This window comes from Paraburkholderia youngii (assembly GCF_013366925.1).
Lineage (GTDB): Bacteria > Pseudomonadota > Gammaproteobacteria > Burkholderiales > Burkholderiaceae > Paraburkholderia > Paraburkholderia youngii.
Map to the genome: position 1 here is coordinate 571,065 of NZ_JAALDK010000001.1, position 19,269 is coordinate 590,333.

At 67.1% G+C, this 19,269-nt stretch carries 18 protein-coding genes and 2 tRNA genes; 5 read left to right on the forward strand and 15 right to left on the reverse strand.

Features of this window, described 5'->3' with window-relative positions; all coding sequences use genetic code 11:
• Nucleotides 1-73: 73 nt before the first annotated feature.
• Complete coding sequence (locus tag G5S42_RS02705) at nt 74-2,677, reverse strand: DUF6600 domain-containing protein (protein WP_176105425.1); 2,604 nt, start codon at nt 2,675-2,677, stop codon at nt 74-76.
• A 171-nt stretch (nt 2,678-2,848) separates the two neighbouring features.
• Entirely contained in the window at nt 2,849-3,562 is a 714-nt protein-coding gene (locus G5S42_RS02710) for an ArsR/SmtB family transcription factor (protein WP_176105426.1), read from the reverse strand.
• A gap of 186 nt (nt 3,563-3,748) precedes the next feature.
• On the opposite strand from G5S42_RS02710, the gene G5S42_RS02715 reads away from it, so the two are divergent.
• A complete protein-coding gene (locus tag G5S42_RS02715) occupies nt 3,749-3,889 on the forward strand; it encodes a hypothetical protein (RefSeq protein WP_176105427.1) in 141 nt (46 codons plus the stop codon).
• A gap of 119 nt (nt 3,890-4,008) precedes the next feature.
• A complete protein-coding gene (locus G5S42_RS02720) occupies nt 4,009-4,515 on the forward strand; it encodes an acyl-CoA thioesterase (RefSeq protein WP_176105428.1) in 507 nt (168 codons plus the stop codon).
• A 64-nt stretch (nt 4,516-4,579) separates the two neighbouring features.
• Here G5S42_RS02720 and fumC read toward each other — a convergent pair whose 3' ends face one another.
• The 5 genes from fumC to G5S42_RS02745 all read right to left on the reverse strand — a co-directional run bounded on the left by fumC (nt 4,580) and on the right by G5S42_RS02745 (nt 11,067).
• Nucleotides 4,580-5,977, reverse strand: a complete 1,398-nt coding sequence (fumC, locus tag G5S42_RS02725) for a class II fumarate hydratase (RefSeq protein WP_176105429.1) — start codon at nt 5,975-5,977, stop codon at nt 4,580-4,582.
• Between the two features lie 15 nt (nt 5,978-5,992).
• Nucleotides 5,993-7,714: a phospholipase D family protein gene (locus G5S42_RS02730; RefSeq protein WP_246391781.1), complete on the reverse strand. Its 1,722-nt coding sequence runs from the start codon at nt 7,712-7,714 to the stop codon at nt 5,993-5,995.
• A 126-nt stretch (nt 7,715-7,840) separates the two neighbouring features.
• Complete coding sequence (panS, locus tag G5S42_RS02735; protein ID WP_176105430.1) at nt 7,841-8,800, reverse strand: ketopantoate/pantoate/pantothenate transporter PanS; 960 nt, start codon at nt 8,798-8,800, stop codon at nt 7,841-7,843.
• 337 nt (nt 8,801-9,137) lie between these two features.
• Nucleotides 9,138-10,553: an MATE family efflux transporter gene (locus G5S42_RS02740; protein WP_176105431.1), complete on the reverse strand. Its 1,416-nt coding sequence runs from the start codon at nt 10,551-10,553 to the stop codon at nt 9,138-9,140.
• Between the two features lie 295 nt (nt 10,554-10,848).
• The gene (locus tag G5S42_RS02745) at nt 10,849-11,067 is read right to left on the reverse strand and encodes an RNA-binding S4 domain-containing protein (protein ID WP_013090085.1); all 219 of its coding nucleotides are present in this window, start codon (nt 11,065-11,067) and stop codon (nt 10,849-10,851) included.
• 357 nt (nt 11,068-11,424) lie between these two features.
• Here G5S42_RS02745 and G5S42_RS02750 point away from each other — a divergent pair, with 357 nt between their 5' ends.
• The 3 genes from G5S42_RS02750 to G5S42_RS02760 all read left to right on the forward strand — a co-directional run bounded on the left by G5S42_RS02750 (nt 11,425) and on the right by G5S42_RS02760 (nt 14,558).
• Complete coding sequence (locus tag G5S42_RS02750) at nt 11,425-11,943, forward strand: hypothetical protein (protein ID WP_176105432.1); 519 nt, start codon at nt 11,425-11,427, stop codon at nt 11,941-11,943.
• Nucleotides 11,944-12,034: 91 nt separating this feature from the next.
• Nucleotides 12,035-12,298: a hypothetical protein gene (locus G5S42_RS02755; protein WP_176105433.1), complete on the forward strand. Its 264-nt coding sequence runs from the start codon at nt 12,035-12,037 to the stop codon at nt 12,296-12,298.
• 121 nt (nt 12,299-12,419) lie between these two features.
• A complete protein-coding gene (locus tag G5S42_RS02760; protein ID WP_176110279.1) occupies nt 12,420-14,558 on the forward strand; it encodes an ATP-dependent helicase in 2,139 nt (712 codons plus the stop codon).
• A gap of 30 nt (nt 14,559-14,588) precedes the next feature.
• Here G5S42_RS02760 and G5S42_RS02765 read toward each other — a convergent pair whose 3' ends face one another.
• The 8 genes from G5S42_RS02765 to fdxA all read right to left on the reverse strand — a co-directional run bounded on the left by G5S42_RS02765 (nt 14,589) and on the right by fdxA (nt 19,200).
• The gene (locus G5S42_RS02765; RefSeq protein ID WP_176105434.1) at nt 14,589-15,356 is read right to left on the reverse strand and encodes a DUF4088 family protein; all 768 of its coding nucleotides are present in this window, start codon (nt 15,354-15,356) and stop codon (nt 14,589-14,591) included.
• Between the two features lie 327 nt (nt 15,357-15,683).
• The gene (locus G5S42_RS02770; RefSeq protein ID WP_176105435.1) at nt 15,684-16,007 is read right to left on the reverse strand and encodes a branched-chain amino acid transport AzlD family protein; all 324 of its coding nucleotides are present in this window, start codon (nt 16,005-16,007) and stop codon (nt 15,684-15,686) included.
• Nucleotides 16,004-16,765 (reverse strand): AzlC family ABC transporter permease, encoded by a 762-nt coding sequence (locus G5S42_RS02775; protein WP_176105436.1) that lies wholly within the window; start codon nt 16,763-16,765, stop codon nt 16,004-16,006. Before G5S42_RS02775 ends, G5S42_RS02770 begins: the two co-directional genes overlap by 4 nt.
• Before the next feature lie 189 nt (nt 16,766-16,954).
• Nucleotides 16,955-17,797 carry a helix-turn-helix transcriptional regulator gene (locus tag G5S42_RS02780; RefSeq protein ID WP_176105437.1) on the reverse strand — a complete coding sequence of 281 codons (843 nt, stop codon included), beginning with the start codon at nt 17,795-17,797 and terminating at the stop codon, nt 16,955-16,957.
• Nucleotides 17,798-17,913: 116 nt separating this feature from the next.
• The gene (locus tag G5S42_RS02785) at nt 17,914-18,390 is read right to left on the reverse strand and encodes a CreA family protein (RefSeq protein WP_176105438.1); all 477 of its coding nucleotides are present in this window, start codon (nt 18,388-18,390) and stop codon (nt 17,914-17,916) included.
• 153 nt (nt 18,391-18,543) lie between these two features.
• Nucleotides 18,544-18,619: transfer RNA gene (locus G5S42_RS02790), tRNA-Asn, on the reverse strand.
• Nucleotides 18,620-18,681: 62 nt separating this feature from the next.
• Nucleotides 18,682-18,757, reverse strand: a tRNA-Asn gene (locus G5S42_RS02795).
• 119 nt (nt 18,758-18,876) lie between these two features.
• Complete coding sequence (fdxA, locus tag G5S42_RS02800) at nt 18,877-19,200, reverse strand: ferredoxin FdxA (protein WP_090801209.1); 324 nt, start codon at nt 19,198-19,200, stop codon at nt 18,877-18,879.
• Nucleotides 19,201-19,269 lie beyond the last annotated feature (69 nt).

A 19,269-nucleotide genomic window follows, 5' to 3' on the forward strand; every position in this document is an offset into this window, starting at 1 on the left:
CCCCGATATGGAAAAGCCCCGCGATGGCGTGTATCGCGGGGCTTTTTCGTTGCCGGAACGGCAGGTGTCCTGCTCAGCTCCTGTGATGGTCGTCGCGATTGCCGCCGCCCTGGTGCTGCTCGGCGTGCTGCGGTTGCGGCTGGGGTTGCGGACGTGGCTGCTGCACCGGCTGGGGCCGCGGTTCGGGGCGTGGCTGCTGCATCTGCATCTGCGGACGCGGCTCTGGCCGGGCTTGCGGCACCGGCATCGGCTGTGGACGCGGCTCGAAATGCGGCTGCTGCGCCTGCTGGAATTGCGGCTGGGGCCGAGGAGCTTGCGGCATCGGCTGCGGACGCGGCTCGAAATGCGGCTGCTGCGCCTGCTGCAACTGCGGCTCGGGCCGAGGGGCTTGCGGCATCGGCTGCGGATGCGGTTCGAAATGCGGCTGTTGCGCCTGCTGCATTTGTGGTTCGGTACGCGGTTGCTGCGGCGGGACGGCGCGCGGCGCCTGTTGCATCGCAGGCGGATGCCAGTTCGACCCATGCGCCTGTTGCTGTGCGCCCGGGTTTTCCGGCGGATGCGGCACACCGGACTGCGGCGGGAAGCCCGGCTGTTGCGGGTGGCCGGGCTGTTCCATGCGCGGCGCCTGCTGCGCCATCGGCGGATGCGGCTGCGTCCATGCGGGCTGAGACCTGCCGACCGCGCCCCATTCCTGCGGCGCGCCGTGCTGCCCTGCGTGCGCTGCCGCGTCGGCTGGATTACCGCCGACTGCTTGCGGTGGCCGCGGCACACCGTTCGACGGACGGCCCAGATTGCCCACGAGCGCACTCTCGCCGGGCTGCGGCTGACGCCCGTTGCCGACCATCTGCGGCGGCATGCCCGCACGCGCTTGCGCAGGCGCCTCGCCACGCGGCACCACGGCGCCAGCTTCGCCGGGCCGCTGACCGGCCTGTTCGACGCCATGCGGCGCGTTGCCGCCCATTGCGCCAGGCGTACCTGGCGCACCTGCCGCCATCCCCGGCGGACGTCCCGGCACATGCGATTGCACGACCCGCACGTTCGCCATCGGCAGCGCGCCAGGTGCAGCGGTCATATGCGCGGGTACCGAGGTGCGCACGACCGGCTGGCCACCGCCGGGCACCCGGCCGCCGCTTTGCGCGAAGCGCTGCGCGAGTTCGTCGTGGAAAGCGGCGGGCATGACGGGATTGCGGGTCGCGACGACCGGCCGGCCGGCGACGCTCGCCGGTGGCCGATAGTTCGCACGCCGCAGATCCGACCCGAAGCTTTCGCGCACCGGCGCGATCCCCGGTGCGCCCGGATTGATTCGCGCGTTGCGCCACTGCGCCGGGTCGACCTTCTGCGAGAAGCGTCGGACCGGCTGACCGTGCACGAACGCGGTCGCCGGCACGGCCGTCACACAGCCCGGCACGCGATAGTTCACGTACGTGTTCACGTTGCGGTGGTAGTCGTTGTAGATCGTCGCGCGGTTCACGCGGTTGTAATAGCCGGCGCTCCAGCGATCGTGATCGCCCCAATGCGGATGCCACGGCTCGCCCGGCCCGAGCGGAAACCACGCGACCCCCGCCGCGATGACGCCGCCGACCGCCAGGTTGACGCCCCAGTCGGCGCCGCCGTCGTCATTACCGACGAACGCGACCAGCGCCGGCGCATAGGCCGGCGCCACGTCCGCTTCGAGCGGACCGGGCACCCAGGCCCACGCGCCGTCGATGTCGGCCCAGCGGCCGTAGTGGTACGGCGCGAAGCCCCAAGGCTGGTCGTCGACCCAGGTCCAGCCCCACGGCGCCTGCCAGACCCAGTGGCCGTCGTGATACGGCGCCCAGCCGGCCGGCGTCGCGTTCGGCACCCACACTGCGCCGTACTGCGGCGTCTCGCGCCATGTGCCGTTGGCATCGAGATCCTCGTAGCCGGGGATGTCGCGCGACACGTAGCGCGCCGACAGCGAGCGGTCTTCGGTGGCGTCGCGGCTGGCGGCCCATTGGTCGAGCTCGTCGGCGGCGGGCGCGCGGTTGTCGGCGAGTTGCTGCAGGTTGGTGCCGGCAAAGCGGATCTGCTGACCCGCCGCAATCGGCACCTGGCCGCCGTCGCCGTACGCAATCGCGCTGCCGCTGCGCACGGTGACGGTCGTGCCGCTGCCGTCGGGCGCGACGTCGACGCGGTAGTCGCCGGGACCGTTCACGCCGAGCGCAAGATTCGGCGTGTCGATTTCATACGACGACCCCGGCGCGAGTTCGCGCACGCGTGTCGACAGCGTGCCTTGCGCGACTTTCAGCTGCGCGGTCGAGTCGTCGAGGTTGAGCACGTCGAGGCTCGTGTTCTGGCCGAGGCGCACCGCGGTCGAGCCGATGTGCAGCTCGGAGCGGGCGTTCTGGTCGTTCCACAGCTGGTCGCCGGTCGTCAGCGGCCGGTTGATCTGCGCATACGACCAGTCGGTCGCGCCGGCGGGCTCGGTGGTCACGGCCCCGGCCGTGTAGTTCAGACGCGCGATGCGTCCAGGCGGATCACCCCCGGACGCTTCGCCGCCCGCCCCGACGGCTACCGCGGCTGGTGGCGCAGGTGGCGCTTCCTGCGCGAGAGCGGTTTGCGCGGCGAGCGCGACGACCGCGGCCGCGATCAGCGTATAGCCGCTGATCCGGCGATGAATCCCCGCTTGCAGCACGGGTTGCTTGGCGTGTGTCATGACTGATCTCCGGCGGACGCGGCAATCGGCCGGGTCCGTTCAGTCACTGTACCTGCCGCCTATGTTTCAAGGCCCGCACATTTGTAAGGTGGATTCGCTCGCCTGTAACAAAAGGTCTCGCGCGGGTCTCGCGCGGGTCCCGCGGCTCCGCGGCAAAGCCGGTTCAGCGGTCTATCCGGCCAGAAACGCATCGAATTGCTGATGGCCGGCCGGCGTGACGCGCAGCACGCGCGGCCGCTCCGTCCGCTCGACCCAGCCATGCGCCGACCACGCGTCGAGCAACGCCGCACCGAGCGCGCCGCCCAGATGCGGCCGGCGCATGCTCCAGTCGAGGCAGGTGCACGCGAAGCGCCGACGCCGGGTCTTCTGCGCGGCGAGGTCGATGCCCCAGTCGGCGAAGCGGGCGGCGCCCTGCGCGGTCGCTTCGAGCGAGGCGCCGTTTTGCGTCAGCAACCCGCGCTCGAGCATGCGCTCGAACATCCGCACCGACAGCTCGCCGGCCATGTGGTCGTAGCAGGTGCGCGCAAAGCGCATTTCCAGCGGCACGGTGCGTGCCGGACGCGGCACGGAGCGCTGCGGCGCGCTGACTTGCGCGACGTTCGCGAGTGCTTCGATCGATGCGGCAATGTCCGCCGACGCGATACGGAAATAGCGATGCCGGCCGCGCACTTCGAGCGAGAGCAGCCCGCCGTCGGTGAGCCGTCCGAGATGGGCGCTCGCCGCCGACGGCGACAGCCCCGCGATCATCGTCAGTTCCCCCGCGGGGCGCGCGCTGCCGTCCATCAGCGCCCACAGCATCGCGGCGCGGCCGGGATCGGCGAGTAGCGCGCCGATGCGGCTTAGACCGGGGAAGTGGTTCTGGTCGTCTAAGAGGGGGGCGGTCATCGCGAATCTCCTGAAGGGGTGGCAAAGGGCGCCGCCACGATTCCTACTTTACGCGCATCAGGTATTCGATGTTTCAGCTTTGCGTGAACAATCAATGTGACGGACGTGTCACGCTCGCCCGCGTTCCCGCGCCGTCTCGTGCCGCCAGGCTAGAATCGAAGCCTGTTCTTGCAGGAATTCGATGTGATGAAAACGCTTCTGGCCGTCGCCGCGACGGTTCTGCTGTTTACCGCCTGCGCAGGGGGCGGAGCCGGCTCGGGCTCGGCCGGCAGCGGCAGCATCAGCATGTACGGCACCATCGACCAAGGGATCACCTTTCACAACTAGGCCGACCGCCGGCCCATCGGCGTGCCGCGCGCCGCGTCTTCCATGCGACGCCGCGCCGCGCGCAATATTGCGCTCGTATAATCGCCTCCTTTCAATGCATCCGATTGACCGGAGTCAAGATGAGCACTGTTCCCACTGCACCTCTGGACCGTTCGGAAACCACCTTCCGCTTTCTCGCCGAGCCGACCTCGGTCAACTTCGGCGGCAAGGTGCACGGCGGCGCGCTGATGAAGTGGATCGACGAAACCGCCTATGCATGCGCGGCGGTATGGTCGGGGCGCTATTGCGTGACGGTCAGCGTCGGCAATATCCGTTTTCGTCGGCCAATTCTCGTCGGCAATCTGGTCGAACTGCGCGCGCGCGTCGTCGCCACGGGCCGTACCAGCATGCACATCCACGTGTCGGTGCACGCGGGCGACCCGAAGGGCGGTGAACTGCTGCAGACCACCGACTGTCTCGTCGTGATGGTCGCCGTCAACGAGAACGGCCATCCGGTGCCGGTCCCCGCCTTCTTGCCGGAGACCGAGGAGCAGAAGCGCCTCGCCAGGTACGCGATGGACGTGAAGGAAGCGCTCGACGCGATCGTCGAGCTGAAGCCGGAAGAAGTCGCGCAGGGGAAAATCTGAGCGCAGCGGGGCGGCGCGCGGCGCGCCCGTTTGCGCGCCTTCCTTCACGCCGCCTCGCGGATCATCATGCCGTGCGTCCGACCATATCGTTCGGTCGCACCCACTCGTCGAACTGCTGCTCGGTGACATAGCCGAGCGCCAGTGCCGACGCCTTCAGCGTCGTGCCTTCCTTGTGTGCCTTTTTCGCGATCTGCGCGGCCTTGTCGTAGCCGATGTGCGGATTGAGCGCCGTCACCAGCATCAGCGATTCGTTCAGCAAGGTATCGATGCGCTCGTGATTCGGCTCGATGCCGACCGCACAGTTGTCATTGAAGCTCTGCGCGCCGTCGGCGAGCAGGCGCACCGACTGCAGCAGGTTGTGCGCGATCATCGGCCGGAACACGTTCAGCTCGAAGTTGCCGCTCGCGCCGCCGATGTTCACCGCGACGTCATTGCCGAACACCTGCGCGCACAGCATCGTCAGTGCTTCGGACTGGGTCGGATTGACCTTGCCCGGCATGATCGAGCTGCCCGGCTCGTTTTCCGGGATCGACAGCTCGCCGAGACCGCAGCGCGGGCCGCTCGCGAGCCAGCGGATGTCGTTGGCGATCTTGTTCAGGCTCGCCGCTACCGTTTTGAGCGCGCCGTGCGCGAAGATGAGCGCGTCGGCCGCGGCCATTACCTCGAACTTGTTCGGCGCCGACACGAACGGCAAACCGGTCAGCTTGCCGATCGCGGCGGCGACGCTGTCGGCGAACTTCGGATGCGCGTTCAGTCCCGTGCCGACCGCGGTGCCGCCCTGTGCGAGCTCGTACAGGTGCGGCAGCGCCGACTCGACGTGCCGGATGCCATGCTCGAGCTGCGCGACATAGCCGGAGAATTCCTGGCCGAGCGTGAGCGGCGTCGCATCCTGCAGGTGCGTGCGGCCGATCTTGACGATATCGGTAAACGCTTTCGCCTTGCCGTCGAGCGTATCGCGCAACGTTTTCAGCGCGGGCAGCAGATGCTTGACGATCGCGTCCGCGGCGGCCACGTGCATCGCAGTAGGAAACACGTCGTTCGACGACTGCCCGCGATTCACGTCATCGTTCGGATGCACCTTGCGCGCTTCGCCGCGCTCGCCGCCGAGCAGTTCGCTCGCGCGGTTCGCGATCACCTCGTTGAGGTTCATGTTGGTCTGCGTGCCCGAGCCGGTCTGCCAGACCGCGAGCGGAAATTCGCCCGGATGCTTGCCGTCGATGATCTCGTCGGCCGCCTGCATGATCGCGCGCGCCTTCTGCTCGTCGAGCACCCCGAGGCCGAGATTGACTTCGGCGGCCGCGCGCTTGATCACCGCGAGCGCGGTGATCAGTTCGGGCGACTGCTTTTCCGTCGAGATCTTGAAGTTCTGCAGCGAGCGCTGCGTCTGCGCGCCCCACAGGCGAGCGTTCGGCACCGCGATTTCGCCGAAGGTGTCCCGCTCCATCCGTACGTCTTCAGTCATGGTTGACTCCGCTTCTCAAAGTTCCGAGTTGACAGGCAATAACGAGAATAGACCGGTTAGCACATTCCGGTAAAAACCGGCCTGCGGATCGAAAATGTACGTGCGTGTCTCGCCGTTCTCGACGTCGGTCCAGACGAGCGGCGACAGCGGCGCGCCGATCGAGCGCAGATAGGCGAGCTGGGCCGAGTCCGCGAGCGTTACGTGGTAGCTCTGCTCCGGCTGGGTCCCGCGCTCGAAGATTCTCGCGACCTGATTCGCCAGTTCGGGGCTGTGGATCACGAGCGCCAGCTCGGTGTTCAGATTGGCCGAGCGCGGATCGAGGTTCATCGAGCCGATCACGAGAATCTTGTGGTCGATCACGTAGGCTTTCGCATGCAGGCTCGCGCGCGAACGCGAGCCGACCAGCCCGACGTTCGGCGTTTCCTGGCGCGGCCTGAATTCGTACAGCTCGACACCGGCCTTCAGCAGCGGCACGCGAAACGGACTGTAGCCGGCCTGCACGGCGACCGCGTCGGTGGCCGCGAGCGAGTTGGTCAGCACCGCGATACGGATGCCGCGATGCGTGAGCTCGCTGGCCGCCTGCACCCCCGCGGCGTGCGGCACGAAGTAGGGCGACACGATCAGGAAATCGTGCTGCGCGTCGCGCATCAGTTCGCGCAGCCGCGCGAGCGGCGGGCTCACGTAGTCCGGCGACGGATGCTCGATCTTCTCCGGCAGGTCCACCCGGAATTCCGCGTCCGCCCACGTGAGGCCGAGCTGCTCGCTCGTGATCTGCGCGGCAAGCGGCGTCGCGTTCAGCGGTTTCGCGTTGTACGGATCGGCATTGGTGCGCCAGTGATGGCGCAGGTCGTCGCGCGTCTGGTCGAGTTCCTTCTGGTCGAACTTCTGCTTGTTCAGCGCACGCAGCGGATAGGCGAGCTCGCTGTTCCAGTAGTCGTCGAAACTCGCGGAGACGTCGGCGACGATCGGGCCCGCCGCGAGCACGTCGAGGTCGCGGAACTGCAGCGTTTCGCTCGCGCTGAAGTACTCGTCGCCCAGGTTGCGACCGCCGACGATCGCCAACTGGTTGTCCGCGATCATCGCCTTGTTGTGCATGCGGCGCGTGAAGTGGCCGATCTGCGTGAACAGGTTCGTGGTGCGCTCGAACAAGCCTTCCTGCGCGCTGCCGAACGGGTTGAATACGCGGATCTCGATGTTCTCGTGCGTGTCCAGGCCCGCCATGATGCGGTCGATGTCCTTGAAGTTCAGGTCATCGACCAGCATGCGCACCCGCACGCCGTGATCGGCCGCATATAACGCGGCGCCGAGCAGCAGCTTGCCGGTGGTGTCCTCGTTGGCAATGTAGTACTGCATGTCGAGGGTTTTGGTCGCCGCGCGCGCAAGCGCGATGCGCATTTGCAGCGCGTCGGTGCCGTTCGCCAGCACACGGAAACCCGACTGCTCCGGATGCTTCGCCTCGAGCGGCGCGAGCGCTTCGCGCAGCGGCGTATCGGCGGTGGCCGGCAGCGCGTGCGTCACCTGGCGGTCGAACGCGGTGGCGGGCGGCTTCGTCGCGCAGGCGGTCAAAAATGCCGCCGCGCAACAGAGCAGGAAGATTTGGCTCGTTGTGCTGACTATCGAGCGGCGGCGCGCGGCCCGCCGATGTTGTTCGAATTGGCCCTGCACGCTGTTTTCCCCTTGTTGCAAGCTTTTCGCGTGGCGACAGCGAAGGCCTGTGCCCGCTGTCGAGAAAACCATTCTAAGGGAATTGGGGCGGGTTCCGCGTACGTCGGCAAACGCAGCGGAGTGCCGCGCGTTGGTCGCGAGGGCGCCGCGGTTCGGTGATCGATCACGTGCTGCAAACCGCGGCGCGCGGGGGCGGTATCAGGCGCGCTCGACGTGCAGCGCGCGCTCGCCATCGAGATGCGTCGAGCCTTTCGCCGGTCGGCCCGCCCACACGCCCGCGAGCAGCGAACCCGACAGGTTGTGCCAGACCGAGAACAGCGCGCCTGGCAGCGCGGCGATCGGCGTGAAGTAGAGCTTGCCGAGCGTCGCGGCGAGGCCGGAGTTCTGCATGCCGACTTCGATCGCGAGCGTCCGGCAGACGGCTTCGTCGAACCCGAGCAGACGGCCGCCCCAATAGCCGCCGAGCAGGCCGATGCCGTTGTGCAGCACGACGCCGACCATCACGAGGAAGCCCACCGACGCGATGCTCTTCTGCGTGCCGCCCACCACCGCGCCGATGATCAGCACGATCGCGACCATCGAGACGAGCGGCAGGATCGGTTCGATCTTGCGCACCAGCTTACCGAACAGATGATTGACGACGAGACCGACGACGATCGGCAGCGCGACGATCTGCAGGATGCTCATCAGCATGCCGTGCACATCGACGGCGATCGACGCGTCGACGTAAAGGCGCGTGAGCAGCGGCGTCGCGAATACGCCGACGAGCGTCGACAGCGCGCTGATCGTCACCGACAACGCGACGTCGCCGCGCGCGAGATAAATCATCACATTCGACGCGGTGCCGCTCGCGACGCTGCCGACCAGCACCATGCCGGCGGTCAGGTCGGGCGGCATGCGCAGCGCCTTCGCGATGACCCATGCGGCGAGCGGCATCACGAGGTAGTGCAGCACGATGCCGGCGATCACGGGCGCGGGGCGCGTGAACACGCGCAGGAAATCGCCGGCCGACAGCGTGACGCCCATCGCCAGCATGATGATCGTGAGGAGCGTGGTGACGTGCGGCGCGACGCCGGAAAACGAGGCCGGCGAGAAGTACGCGGCGACCGAGACGAGCACGGCCCAGAGCGGGAACAGGCGGGTGACGCGGGCAAGCATGGCGGGTGGTCCTTGGTTATGTTGTATCGCGAGAAAGCGGGGGCCGCGGCGCGGCCGGATGTCGGCTGGCGTTGCGGCGTTCGTCGCGCCGAAGCGGGTGAAGCGGCTACGGCAAGCGCCGTGGCGAAAGCGCGGCAAACACAGGCGGCCAATCGAAGCCGCACGCGTCGCGGGCAATGGTGGGTGCTCCGGCGGCGCCAGTCCGGCTTTTGCCTTGGTGAGGCGCGCCGTCGTGCGGTTCCTGGCGCGTGAGCGCGGGTTAGCGCTCGCGTGCAGCGGCGGGCATTTTACCTTTTACAGTGAGTGCTTCAGGAGTGAGCCTTGCGCGCTGCGCCGCTCAGACCGAGTGCGCGGGCGGCGTGATTGACGCCACTGTCGGCGGTTGCCGGCCGCTCAGCTTGTGAAAACGCAGTGTCATCAGCAGCGCGACGCTCGCGAGGCCTGCCGCCAGCCCCCACCACAAGCCGCGCGCGCCGAGGCCGGCGTGAAACGCGAGCAGATAGCCGGTCGGAAAGCCGATCACCCAGTAGCCGAACGCGGCGGCGATCATCGGGATGCGGGTGTCTTTCAGGCCGCGCAGACAGCCGGAGCCTACCGCCTGCATCCCGTCGACGATCTGGAAGATCGCCGCCACGCCGAGCAGCGAACTGGCGAGCGCGATGGTCGGCGCGTTGGCCGGATCGTCGAGATGCAGATACAGGCCGACGATCCAATGCGGCGCGGTGATCAGCACGAGACCCGACATGGACATGAAGCCGACGCCGAGCGCGAGCGCGACGAAGCCCGCGTGGCGCGCGGCGAGCGGCTGACCGGCGCCGGCCCAGTAGCCGACTCGCACATTGGCCGCCTGGCCGATCGACAGCGGCACCATGAACGCGACCGACGCGACGTTCAGCGCGATCTGATGCGCGGCCAGTTGCGATTCGCCGAGCAGGCCGACCATCAGGCCGGTGGCAAGGAACAGGGTCGACTCGACGCCGTAGGTGATCGCGACCGGCCAGCCGATGCCGAACAATTCGCCCATCAAAGGCAGCTTCGGCCGCGTCGCGACGACGAAATGCCGGAAGCGCGGCCGCAGATGCAGCAGCGCCATCAGCACGAGCGCGGTCAGCCACACGGTGATCGTGGTCGCGGCCGCCGAGCCGAGAAAGCCGAGCCGCGGCAGCCCATACGCGCCGTGAATCAGCCCGTAGTTCAGAAAGCCGTTCACGCCGACGCTCACGATCGACACCCACAGCAGCCGCCGCGCCGCGCCGATCGCCGGCAGGAACGAGCGCATCAGGCCGACGCCGATCAGGCTCGCGGGTGCACCCCAGCGCAGCACCGCGGCGTAGTGGCCGACGTTGTGCGCGAGCAGGCTCGGCTCGCCGAACGCGAGCAGGATGTGCGACGCGAACGACAACAGAATGAACGCCGGCACCGCCAGCAGCACCGACAGCAAGAAACCGGTCCAGTAGATATGCGGCACGCGGCCGTCGTTCTGCGCGCCGCGCGCGTGCGCGACGCTGACGCTGACCGAGGTCAGCACGCCCTGCAGCAGCGTGACGACCGCGAAAAAGAGGTTCGCGCCGAGGCCGCCGGCGGCGAGCGCGTCGGGGCCGAGCGAGCCGAGCAGGATCGTGTCGGTCACGCTCATCGCCATCTGCGACAGTTGCGCGATCGCGAGCGGCGCGGCGAGCCGCGCGGTGTCGGCCGCGTGGCGGGATAGGGTCGGCGGCCGGCTGGCCGCGTGGGCGAAGCTGGGTTGAGTCATCGAATGCCTGGCGGCGAAAGTTGGCCACTGCGGCGGCGACCGCAGTGGCGACAGGGAGAGGCGGGCGCAAGCGGCGCCGCATTGCATCGCGCCGCGCTCCGACGGGCGATGGAGCGGCGGGGCAGCGGGCGGAGAAATTCCGCGGCGCGGCGGCGAGCCGGTCAGCCGACTCCTCGCCCGTGGCGCGGTCCGTCGTTTACCTGTCGAAACCGACAGCTTATTGCCTCGCCCGGGCGATGTCGATGGACAACGCACAGTTCCGGTGCGCGGCGTCCTGCGAATTTCCGGAGTGGCGTCAGCCTTCGTGGACCGCGATCCGCGTGTCGCCGAGCAACACGACCTGGCCCGCGCGGATCTTGCAGGTCTTGCGGGTCTCGACCCGGCCATCGACCATCACGGCGCCGTCCGCGACCATCATCTTCGCGGAACCGCCGCTATCCGCGAGGCCCGTGATCTTCAGCAGATTGTGGAGTTCGACGTACTCGCCGGTCAGCGTGAAATTGAGATTGGGCATGGCGTTTGCACCTTGGGCACGGGTCGCGTTGGGGGTTCGCATCATAAAGCAAGTGCACGGCGGCGCGTCGGCTCGAGGCCGTCTCGCCTTTTCGAATGCATCCAGCGAGCCATTGCGCAAGCAAATGAAAGTAGATGTTATTCAGTTGTCGGAAAGTGAAACGTTCCGTAACGCTGGTCGCACCAGACGGATTTCACTCCTAAAGTCCACCTCAGCAGCAAAGCCCGCTGGTATTCCGGGATCGCTCCCCGGCCACCCATCCAGCGACGCATAGACCGGGCGGGGCGCGTGGGCCATTCCGTCATCACGACGCCAGAGAGTCCGCCCGTGTCACAACTAAGTCTAGAGAGGATAGCCATGACCCAGATTCGTACGCTCCTGATCGGTACCGCCCTCACCGTTTTTGCCGCGACGTCCGCCGTCGCGCAGACCGCGCAGCCGGCAACAGGCATCGGCGGTCAGGCGCAGATCCAGAGCCAAGGGGCCGCCGAGATGGCGCCGCCGTCCGCGGCTGGCGCCCAAGGCATGCAGGCCCCGCCGTCGGCGCAAGGCATGCAGCAAGTCCCGGGCGCGCCCGCCGCGCAAGGCGTCGCCGCGCCGCCGCCGGGCCGTCTGACGGCTTCGGGCTCGACCGACCCGTTCGTACAGAAGCGCGACGCCGACGCGAAGGCGAACGCCGAGTATCGCGCGGCGAAGAAGTCCTCGAAAGCGGAACTGAAGGCTGAGCAGAAGGCCGCGAAGGACCAGTACAAGGAGCAGGTGCGCGGCGCGAAGCTGAACCAGAAGGCGGACAAACAGAGCGCCAACAACGAAATGAAGATGGAGATGGAAGGGCAGGCTGCCGCGCAGACCGACGGCGCGGACGTCAAGCATTAAGCCCTGCTGGATGCCGCGGCGCGTGGGTCGGCGAGGCTCGCGCGCCGCGGGCGTCTGTCACTTTGCAAGCTGTGCCTAAGGGAGAATCCAGATGAACATCGACCGTTCCAGCCGAAACCGCATTTACGCCGCGCTGATCGCGGCTTGCCTGTCATCGGCCGTGCTCGCGCAGACCGCGGACCCGGCTTCGGCGCCCGCCACCCACGCGGACAAGAAGGCCGCGAAAGAGCAGGCGAAGGCCGACAAGAAAGCCGCGGTCGCTCAGGCGAAAGCGAACAAGACCAAAACCGACGCGCAGGCCGATGCCGACAAGGCCGCCGCTGAGGCCAACGTGAAGGACGCGAAGAAGCAGTAGTAGCGCGCAGTGTAGACCGCCAGGCAGGCGCCCAAAAAAGGGGCGCTTGTCGCATTGGGTTGTATGGATATACAGTATGCGTCGCATCCTGAAAATCCATCCAATCCGCAAAAACCGCTCAGTGTCCACCGTCGCCGAATCCGCTCCGTCGTTCGATACCGCCGCCTGGCTCGCCAAGCTCAACGACGCTCAACGCGAAGCCGTCGAATACGGGACCGACACGCCTGACGCGCTGCCCGGCGCGCTGCTCGTGATCGCGGGCGCGGGCTCCGGCAAGACCAACACGCTCGCGCATCGCGTCGCTAATCTGGTGGTGAAGGGCGCCGATCCGCAGCGCATCCTGCTGTTGACCTTCTCGCGGCGCGCGGCGCTCGAAATGACCCGCCGCGTGACACGCATCACCGGCGCCGCGGCCACCACCGTCGGTGCACGCGCCGCGCTCGCGCAAGGGCTGACGTGGGCGGGCACGTTTCACAGCGTCGGCGCGCGGCTGTTGCGCGAATACGCGGATCTGATCGGCCTCGCGCCCGCGTTCACGATCAACGACCGCGAAGACTCCGCCGACCTGATGAACCTCGTGCGTCACGAGCTCGGACTGTCCGCGAAGGAGCGGCGCTTTCCGGCGAAGGGCACCTGCTTCGCGATCTACTCGCGCGTCGTCAACACCGGTGCATCGCTCGGGCAGGTATTGGACAGCGCGTTTCCGTGGTGTCGCGAGTGGGAGGACGATCTGCGCAGAATGTTCGCCGCGTACGTCGACGCCAAGCAGAAGCAGAGCGTGCTCGACTACGACGATCTGCTGCTCTACTGGTCGCACATGGCCGCCGAGCCCAGCATCGCGGCCGATCTGTCGGCGCGCTTCGACCATGTGCTGGTCGACGAATACCAGGACACCAACCGCCTGCAGGCGTCGATCCTGCTCGCGCTGAAGCCGGACGGCCGCGGCCTGACCGTGGTCGGCGACGACGCGCAGTCGATCTATTCGTTTCGCGGCGCGACCGTGCGCAATATCCTCGATTTCCCCACGCAGTTCGAGCCGCCCGCGAAGCAGGTCACGCTCGAGCGCAACTATCGCTCCACCGAGCCGATTCTCGCCGCGTCGAACGCGGTGATCGAACTCGCGAGCGAGCGCTACACGAAGAATCTGTGGACCGACAAGGCGTCGGCGCAGCGCCCGCGCCTCGTCACAGTCGCCGACGACGCCGCGCAAGCTCGCTACGTCGTCGAGCAGGTGCTCGAAGCGCGCGAGCAGGGCGTCAAGCTGAAGTCGCAGGCGGTGCTGTTCCGCGCCGCGCATCACAGCGCCGCGCTCGAGATCGAGCTCACGCGCCGCAACATCCCGTTCGTCAAATTCGGCGGGCTCAAATTTCTCGACTCGGTGCATGTCAAGGACGTGCTCGCGGTGCTGCGCTGGGCCGAGAATCCGCGCGACCGTGTCGCCGGCTTTCGCGTCGTGCAACTGCTGCCGGGCGTCGGTCCGGCCACCGCGGCGAAGGTGCTCGACGACATCGTCGCGCGCGCGGACGGCGGCGATCCGGTCGCGACCGCGGGCGGTGTGCTCGCCGCGTTTGCGGCGCCCGCAAGGGCGCAGGCAGACTGGCATCCGTTCGTCAAGCTGATGTCGAGCGTGTATGGCCGGCAAACGCCGTGGCCCGCCGAGTTCGAGATGGTGCGGCGCTGGTACGAACCGCATCTGGAGCGCAATCACGAGGACGCCGCGATCCGTCACGCGGACCTGCTGCAGATGGAAAGCATTGCGGGTACCTATCCGTCGCGAGAGCGCTTCCTGACCGAGTTGACGCTCGATCCGCCCGACGCCACCAGCGACGAATCCGGCGTGCCGCTGATCGACGAGGATTACCTGATCCTGTCGACGATCCATTCGGCGAAGGGCCAGGAGTGGCGCAACGTGTTCGTGCTGAATGGCGTCGACGGCTGCATTCCGTCCGATCTGGGCACCGGCAGCGACGAGGAAATCGACGAGGAGCGGCGCCTGCTCTACGTGGCGATGACGCGCGCGAAGGAAGACCTGCATATCGTCGTGCCGCAGCGCTTTTACGTGCACAACCAGACCCATCTGGGCGACCGCCATGTGTGGGCGTCTCGCACGCGCTTCATCGCCACGCCGATGCTGCCGCTGTTCGACGCGTACGCATGGCCGCGCGTGCCGGCGGCTAGCGCGCCGAGCGCGGCCGGGCTCGCCGCGGCCGCGCAGGCCAGGATCGAGATCGCGGCGAAGCTCAGGAAGATGTGGGACTGAGCGGCTGGCGCCGCTCGGGTCAGTCGAAGCTCAACGCGGCTGCCGCTGCTGTTGCTGCGCGACCGGAGGCGGCGGCACGAAGAAATTGCGCAGCCATGCCGCGAGCCGCGAGAACACGTCGTACGGCTCCTCGACGAAAATCTCCGGCTTCAAAAGCCGCAGATACTCCATGATCTGCTGCGCTTCCTGCTTCTGGAACGTGCCGTGCGAAATGCCGAGCCGCAACAGCCCACGCAGTTCGCCGAGCTTCTCGCGCGCGGTGCTGCCGACGCTCGTCTCGCACGCGATCTTCGCCTCGTAGACGCGCTGGCGCAGCGATTCGACCAGCCGCCATGCCGGCGTCTGCATCACTTCCTCGAGCGCCTGGATGTCCTGCACCGTGCTCTTGATCTGCGAGGCGAGCGGATCGACCAGCGTCGCGTCGCCTTCCGCTTCCTTGACGATCGCGGCAGCCCAGTCGCGGCATTGCTTGGTGAGCTCCTCGGGCGTCCATTCCGAGCGCGCCGCGAAACCGAAGCCGAACTCGCTCGCCTGGCGCATCAGGATCGACACGACGTCGGGAAACTCCTTGTCGAGCGTGCGTTTGGCCCACGCGTACTGGCCGCCTTGTAGCATCCGCTGCACCGCGTGCTCGGTGAGCGGCACCATGTTGTCGAGCAGCTTCGCGCGCAAGAAATCTTCGAACGACGGCGTCGCGAACTGCGGATCGAGCTTCAGCGAGACCCGCAAAAAGGCCTCGAAGTCTTTGCGCAGCGAAGCGACGGTCTCGTCCTTCAGTTTCAGGGTGATTTGACCCATGTGTTATCCCGTTTAATGCGGCCGCGCGCGGCGCGCCGTCGCACGATCGCCCGGTCACTCCCGGACCGAGGCGACGCGACGCCGGCTGCCGACGCGCTCGATTTCAAGCTGTTGCCGCGTAACCAACGGGACGACTCCCGATGAGCGGACCTCGACTGCATATCGGCGGGGTGGCGGGAAACTTGAGGGCAGCCCGGCGACGGTTGCGGGCTTTGAAGGGGTGCTTCGGGCGCTTGCGCGCCTCGCTGCCGCCCGGGAGAGAGGGGCGCGGTCCGCGATGCGTCGACGGACCGCTGACGAGTCGATGAGCGTGGAGAAAGGGCGCGCTTACTTCAGCACCACGCACTGCCACACGAAGAACACCACGAGACCGACTGCGATCGTCAGCAGCGGCCTGCGCGTCACGGCACTCACGACGATCGCGGCGAGCGCGCCGACCAACTGCGGATTGCGCCAGGTCAACTCGGCGTTGTTGCCGTGCGGCGACACGGCCATCGGGACGATGATCGCGGTCAGCACGGTGACCGGCACGAAGCTGAGCGCCGTGCGCATCAGCGGCGGGAACACGAGGCGCTCGCCGAGCACGAATACGGCCGCGCGGATCAACCACGTAATCGCGGCCATGCCGACGATCAGAACGACGTAGTTCATCGCGTGGCCTCCACCGGACGGCGCGCGCCACGCAGGTTCAGACGCGACTTCGACAGCAGCACGCCGACCGCGACTCCCGCGAACACCGCGCCGAGCAGGCCGAGCTTATACGGCCACGCTTGCCAGAAAAACGCCAGCGTGCCGGCGGTGACGGCCGCCGCGATATAGCGCAGCGCGACCAGTTGCGGCACGACGATCGCGATGAACGTCGCGACCATCGCGAAGTCGAGGCCGAGCGACTGCAGGCCCGGGAAGGCCGCGCCGAACAGCAGGCCGGCGACGGTCCACAGCTGCCAGTTCAGATACATCGCGACGCCGGCGCCGAAGAAGTAGTACGGACCGACGGTACCCGGCTCGCGATGCCGGTAGTGCTCCCACGCGACCGCGAAGACTTCGTCGGTGAGCAGCGCGCCGAGCGCCCAGCGCCAGCGCTTCGGCAGATGCGCGACGTGCGGCGCGAGCGTGGCGCTATACAGCACGTGACGCAGATTGACGACGAGCGTGGTCGCCCAGATTACGGCGAAGCTCGCATGTCCGGCGATCAGCCCGAGCGCGATGAACTGTGCGGAACCCGCGAAGACGACGAGCGACATCAACTGGCCGTGCCACAGATGCAGCGGGCCGGACGTCACGAGCGTGCCGAAAATGACGCCGAACGGCGCGGCACCGACCATCATCGGGATGATGTCGCGCGCGCCGGCGGCGCATTCTTTGAGATGACTGCCGCGGGTGGGCTGGCCTTGGGTGGAATCGGTCAATCTGAGCCTCCTTGATTTTCGGAAGCATAGCGACTGACGGGCATTCGGACTTGTACGTTCTTGCGGCGGGTTGCTGGCGGGGGCTACGGCGTAGCGGGGGATGGCTGATGAAGGGCTGGCGCAGACAGGCGAATTGCGGCGCGATGCTCACTGCGTGCGGCGCACGCGACGGCGGTGCCGCATCGCGCGTTACGGGCCGCGCTGCGTTCCTTGCCATTGGCCCGGCGGCACGCCGAACATGCGCCGGAAATGCCGCGTGAAATGGCTCTGATCGGTGAAGCCACTTGCGGCGGCGACGTCGGTCACCGGGACGCCGGCGCGCAACGGCGCGAGCGCGCGCTGCAGGCGCACCTGATTGCGCCACGCATGAGGCGGTAGGCCGGTCGACTGCGTGAATAGCCGCGCCGCGTGGAACGGCGACAGACCCGCGGCCTTGGCGACCTCGGCGAGCGTCACCGGTTCGACGAGGTCACCGGTCAGCCGCTCCTGCATCAGTGCGACGCGGGTGTCGTCGGTCGCGACGCGCGCGGAGGCGGGGCGCGTCTGCGCATAGCGGACCAGCAAGGTTGACAGTGCGTCGAGCATCGCGGCTTCGGCGGCGAGCGCGTCGTCGCCGGCTTCGAGCAGACGGTGGGCGTGCGCGAGCCGCATCGCGAGATCGGGATCGCGGATCACGCCGGGCGCAAACCACGGCAACGCCTGCGGCTTGCCGGCAACCTCGTCGGCAAGCGCGCGGAGGAACTCGACCGGCGCATACATCACGCGATACCGCCAGCCCGCCTCGACCGCCTTCGACCCCGTATGCAACTCGCCCGGATTGATGATCGGCACGCTGCCCGCTTCGGCGACATGGTTCTCGCCGCGATACCGATAGCACTCCGCACCCGCGACGATCACCGGGATCGTGTAGGCGTCGTGCCAATGCGGCGCGAACTCGTGGTCGTGGTATTCGGCGGTGAGCAGATCCGCGCCGGGCAGTAGCGGCGTGCGCCAGTAGCGGGCGGAATCGCGGAAACGAGAGGTGGCGGTCATGACGAAAGTCCAACTGGACCGGTCAGTTTAACGCGTCGTGGGCGGGGACGGCGGCGGGCGCGCAGGCGCGCAGGCGCGCCGCGTGCCGCTCGCGCCGTCAATTGACGGTACTTGCGTTACTTGAGCGGAATCGTCGTGCCGGTCGGCATCGGCACGGCGCTCACGCTGTTTTTCGCGCTGCCGCTGACCACACGGTCGCTGTAGGTCAGATAGACCAGCGCGTTGCGCTTCGTGTCGACCACCCGCACCACGTGCAGCGACTTGAAGATCAGCGACATGCTGACCGAGAACACGTCGTCCTTCTGCTTGATGGGGCCGGTGAAATGCAGCTCCCCGACCTGGCGACATGCGATCGACGCCTCGGTCGGATCTTCGGCGATGCCGAGCGTACCTTTGACGCCGCCGGTCCGCGCCCGCGACACGTAGCAGGTGACGCCTTGCACGACGGGATCGTCATAGGCTTCGACGACCACGCGGTCGGAGCCTGTAACGTGAAAATTCGTATTGACGCTGGCGATTTCTTCGCCGTGCGCCGAAGAAAGCAGCAGGGCGCCGATCGCCGTGAGCGCGATGTGTAGCGAGGTGGATTTCATGAACGTGCCGGTTGAGTGTCTGGAGTGAGCCGGCGCCAGAGGGGTGAAACGTGCGCCGTGAAGCCGCCATCGTATAACGTGCCGCGCGCGTGAGGCGGGCGATCGGGGCGCAAAAACAAAAAGGCCCGCACGGATGCGGGCCTTTCAATTTTTTGGCTCCTCGACCTGGGCTCGAACCAGGGACCTACGGATTAACAGTCCGGCGCTCTACCGACTGAGCTATCGAGGAACAGCAGTACAACTTGATCTACATAAAAAAACCCGTCTTGGTTAACGGGCTTTTGAAATTCTTGGCTCCTCGACCTGGGCTCGAACCAGGGACCTACGGATTAACAGTCCGGCGCTCTACCGACTGAGCTATCGAGGAACAGAACAACAACAGCAGAGAAGCGAAATTGTAGAGGCGGCTTAAACGCCTGTCAATACCTCTGCGTTCATCTTCATATTAATTCTGAACGGGCAGGGCACGCGACAGGCGTGCCCTGCTCAGCGCGCGAGCAACGCGAGCTTTTCCTTCACGTCCTTGAATTCCTCGGCTTCCGGCAGCGGTGCCTTGGTCTTCGTGATGCTGGGCCACGCTTTCGCCAGGTCGGCGTTCAGCGCGATGAAGTCCTGCTGGTCGCCCGGCACGTCTTCTTCGGCATAGATGGCGTTCACCGGGCACTCGGCTACGCACACGGCGCAGTCGATGCATTCATCGGGGTCGATCGCGAGGAAGTTGGGACCTTCGCGAAAGCAGTCCACCGGGCATACATCGACGCAGTCGGTATAGCGGCACTTGATGCAGCTTTCGGTCACAACGTGAGTCATTCAGGCAGCTCCTGCATGCGGAATCAGGGAAGGCGCGGACGCCAAAAGAGTTATTGTAACTTAACGTCA

Bases quoted from the DNA above. Each gene is read 5' to 3' on its own strand.
- G5S42_RS02705 (WP_176105425.1), bottom strand. From the start codon at position 2,677: ATGACACACGCCAAGCAACCCGTGCTGCAAGCGGGGATTCATCGCCGG.
- G5S42_RS02710 (WP_176105426.1), bottom strand. From the start codon at position 3,562: ATGACCGCCCCCCTCTTAGACGACCAGAACCACTTCCCCGGTCTAAGC.
- G5S42_RS02715 (WP_176105427.1), top strand. From the start codon at position 3,749: ATGAAAACGCTTCTGGCCGTCGCCGCGACGGTTCTGCTGTTTACCGCC.
- G5S42_RS02720 (WP_176105428.1), top strand. From the start codon at position 4,009: ATGAGCACTGTTCCCACTGCACCTCTGGACCGTTCGGAAACCACCTTC.
- fumC (WP_176105429.1), bottom strand. From the start codon at position 5,977: ATGACTGAAGACGTACGGATGGAGCGGGACACCTTCGGCGAAATCGCG.
- G5S42_RS02730 (WP_246391781.1), bottom strand. From the start codon at position 7,714: ATGGTTTTCTCGACAGCGGGCACAGGCCTTCGCTGTCGCCACGCGAAA.
- panS (WP_176105430.1), bottom strand. From the start codon at position 8,800: ATGCTTGCCCGCGTCACCCGCCTGTTCCCGCTCTGGGCCGTGCTCGTC.
- G5S42_RS02740 (WP_176105431.1), bottom strand. From the start codon at position 10,553: ATGACTCAACCCAGCTTCGCCCACGCGGCCAGCCGGCCGCCGACCCTA.
- G5S42_RS02745 (WP_013090085.1), bottom strand. From the start codon at position 11,067: ATGCCCAATCTCAATTTCACGCTGACCGGCGAGTACGTCGAACTCCAC.
- G5S42_RS02750 (WP_176105432.1), top strand. From the start codon at position 11,425: ATGACCCAGATTCGTACGCTCCTGATCGGTACCGCCCTCACCGTTTTT.
- G5S42_RS02755 (WP_176105433.1), top strand. From the start codon at position 12,035: ATGAACATCGACCGTTCCAGCCGAAACCGCATTTACGCCGCGCTGATC.
- G5S42_RS02765 (WP_176105434.1), bottom strand. From the start codon at position 15,356: ATGGGTCAAATCACCCTGAAACTGAAGGACGAGACCGTCGCTTCGCTG.
- G5S42_RS02770 (WP_176105435.1), bottom strand. From the start codon at position 16,007: ATGAACTACGTCGTTCTGATCGTCGGCATGGCCGCGATTACGTGGTTG.
- G5S42_RS02780 (WP_176105437.1), bottom strand. From the start codon at position 17,797: ATGACCGCCACCTCTCGTTTCCGCGATTCCGCCCGCTACTGGCGCACG.
- G5S42_RS02785 (WP_176105438.1), bottom strand. From the start codon at position 18,390: ATGAAATCCACCTCGCTACACATCGCGCTCACGGCGATCGGCGCCCTG.
- fdxA (WP_090801209.1), bottom strand. From the start codon at position 19,200: ATGACTCACGTTGTGACCGAAAGCTGCATCAAGTGCCGCTATACCGAC.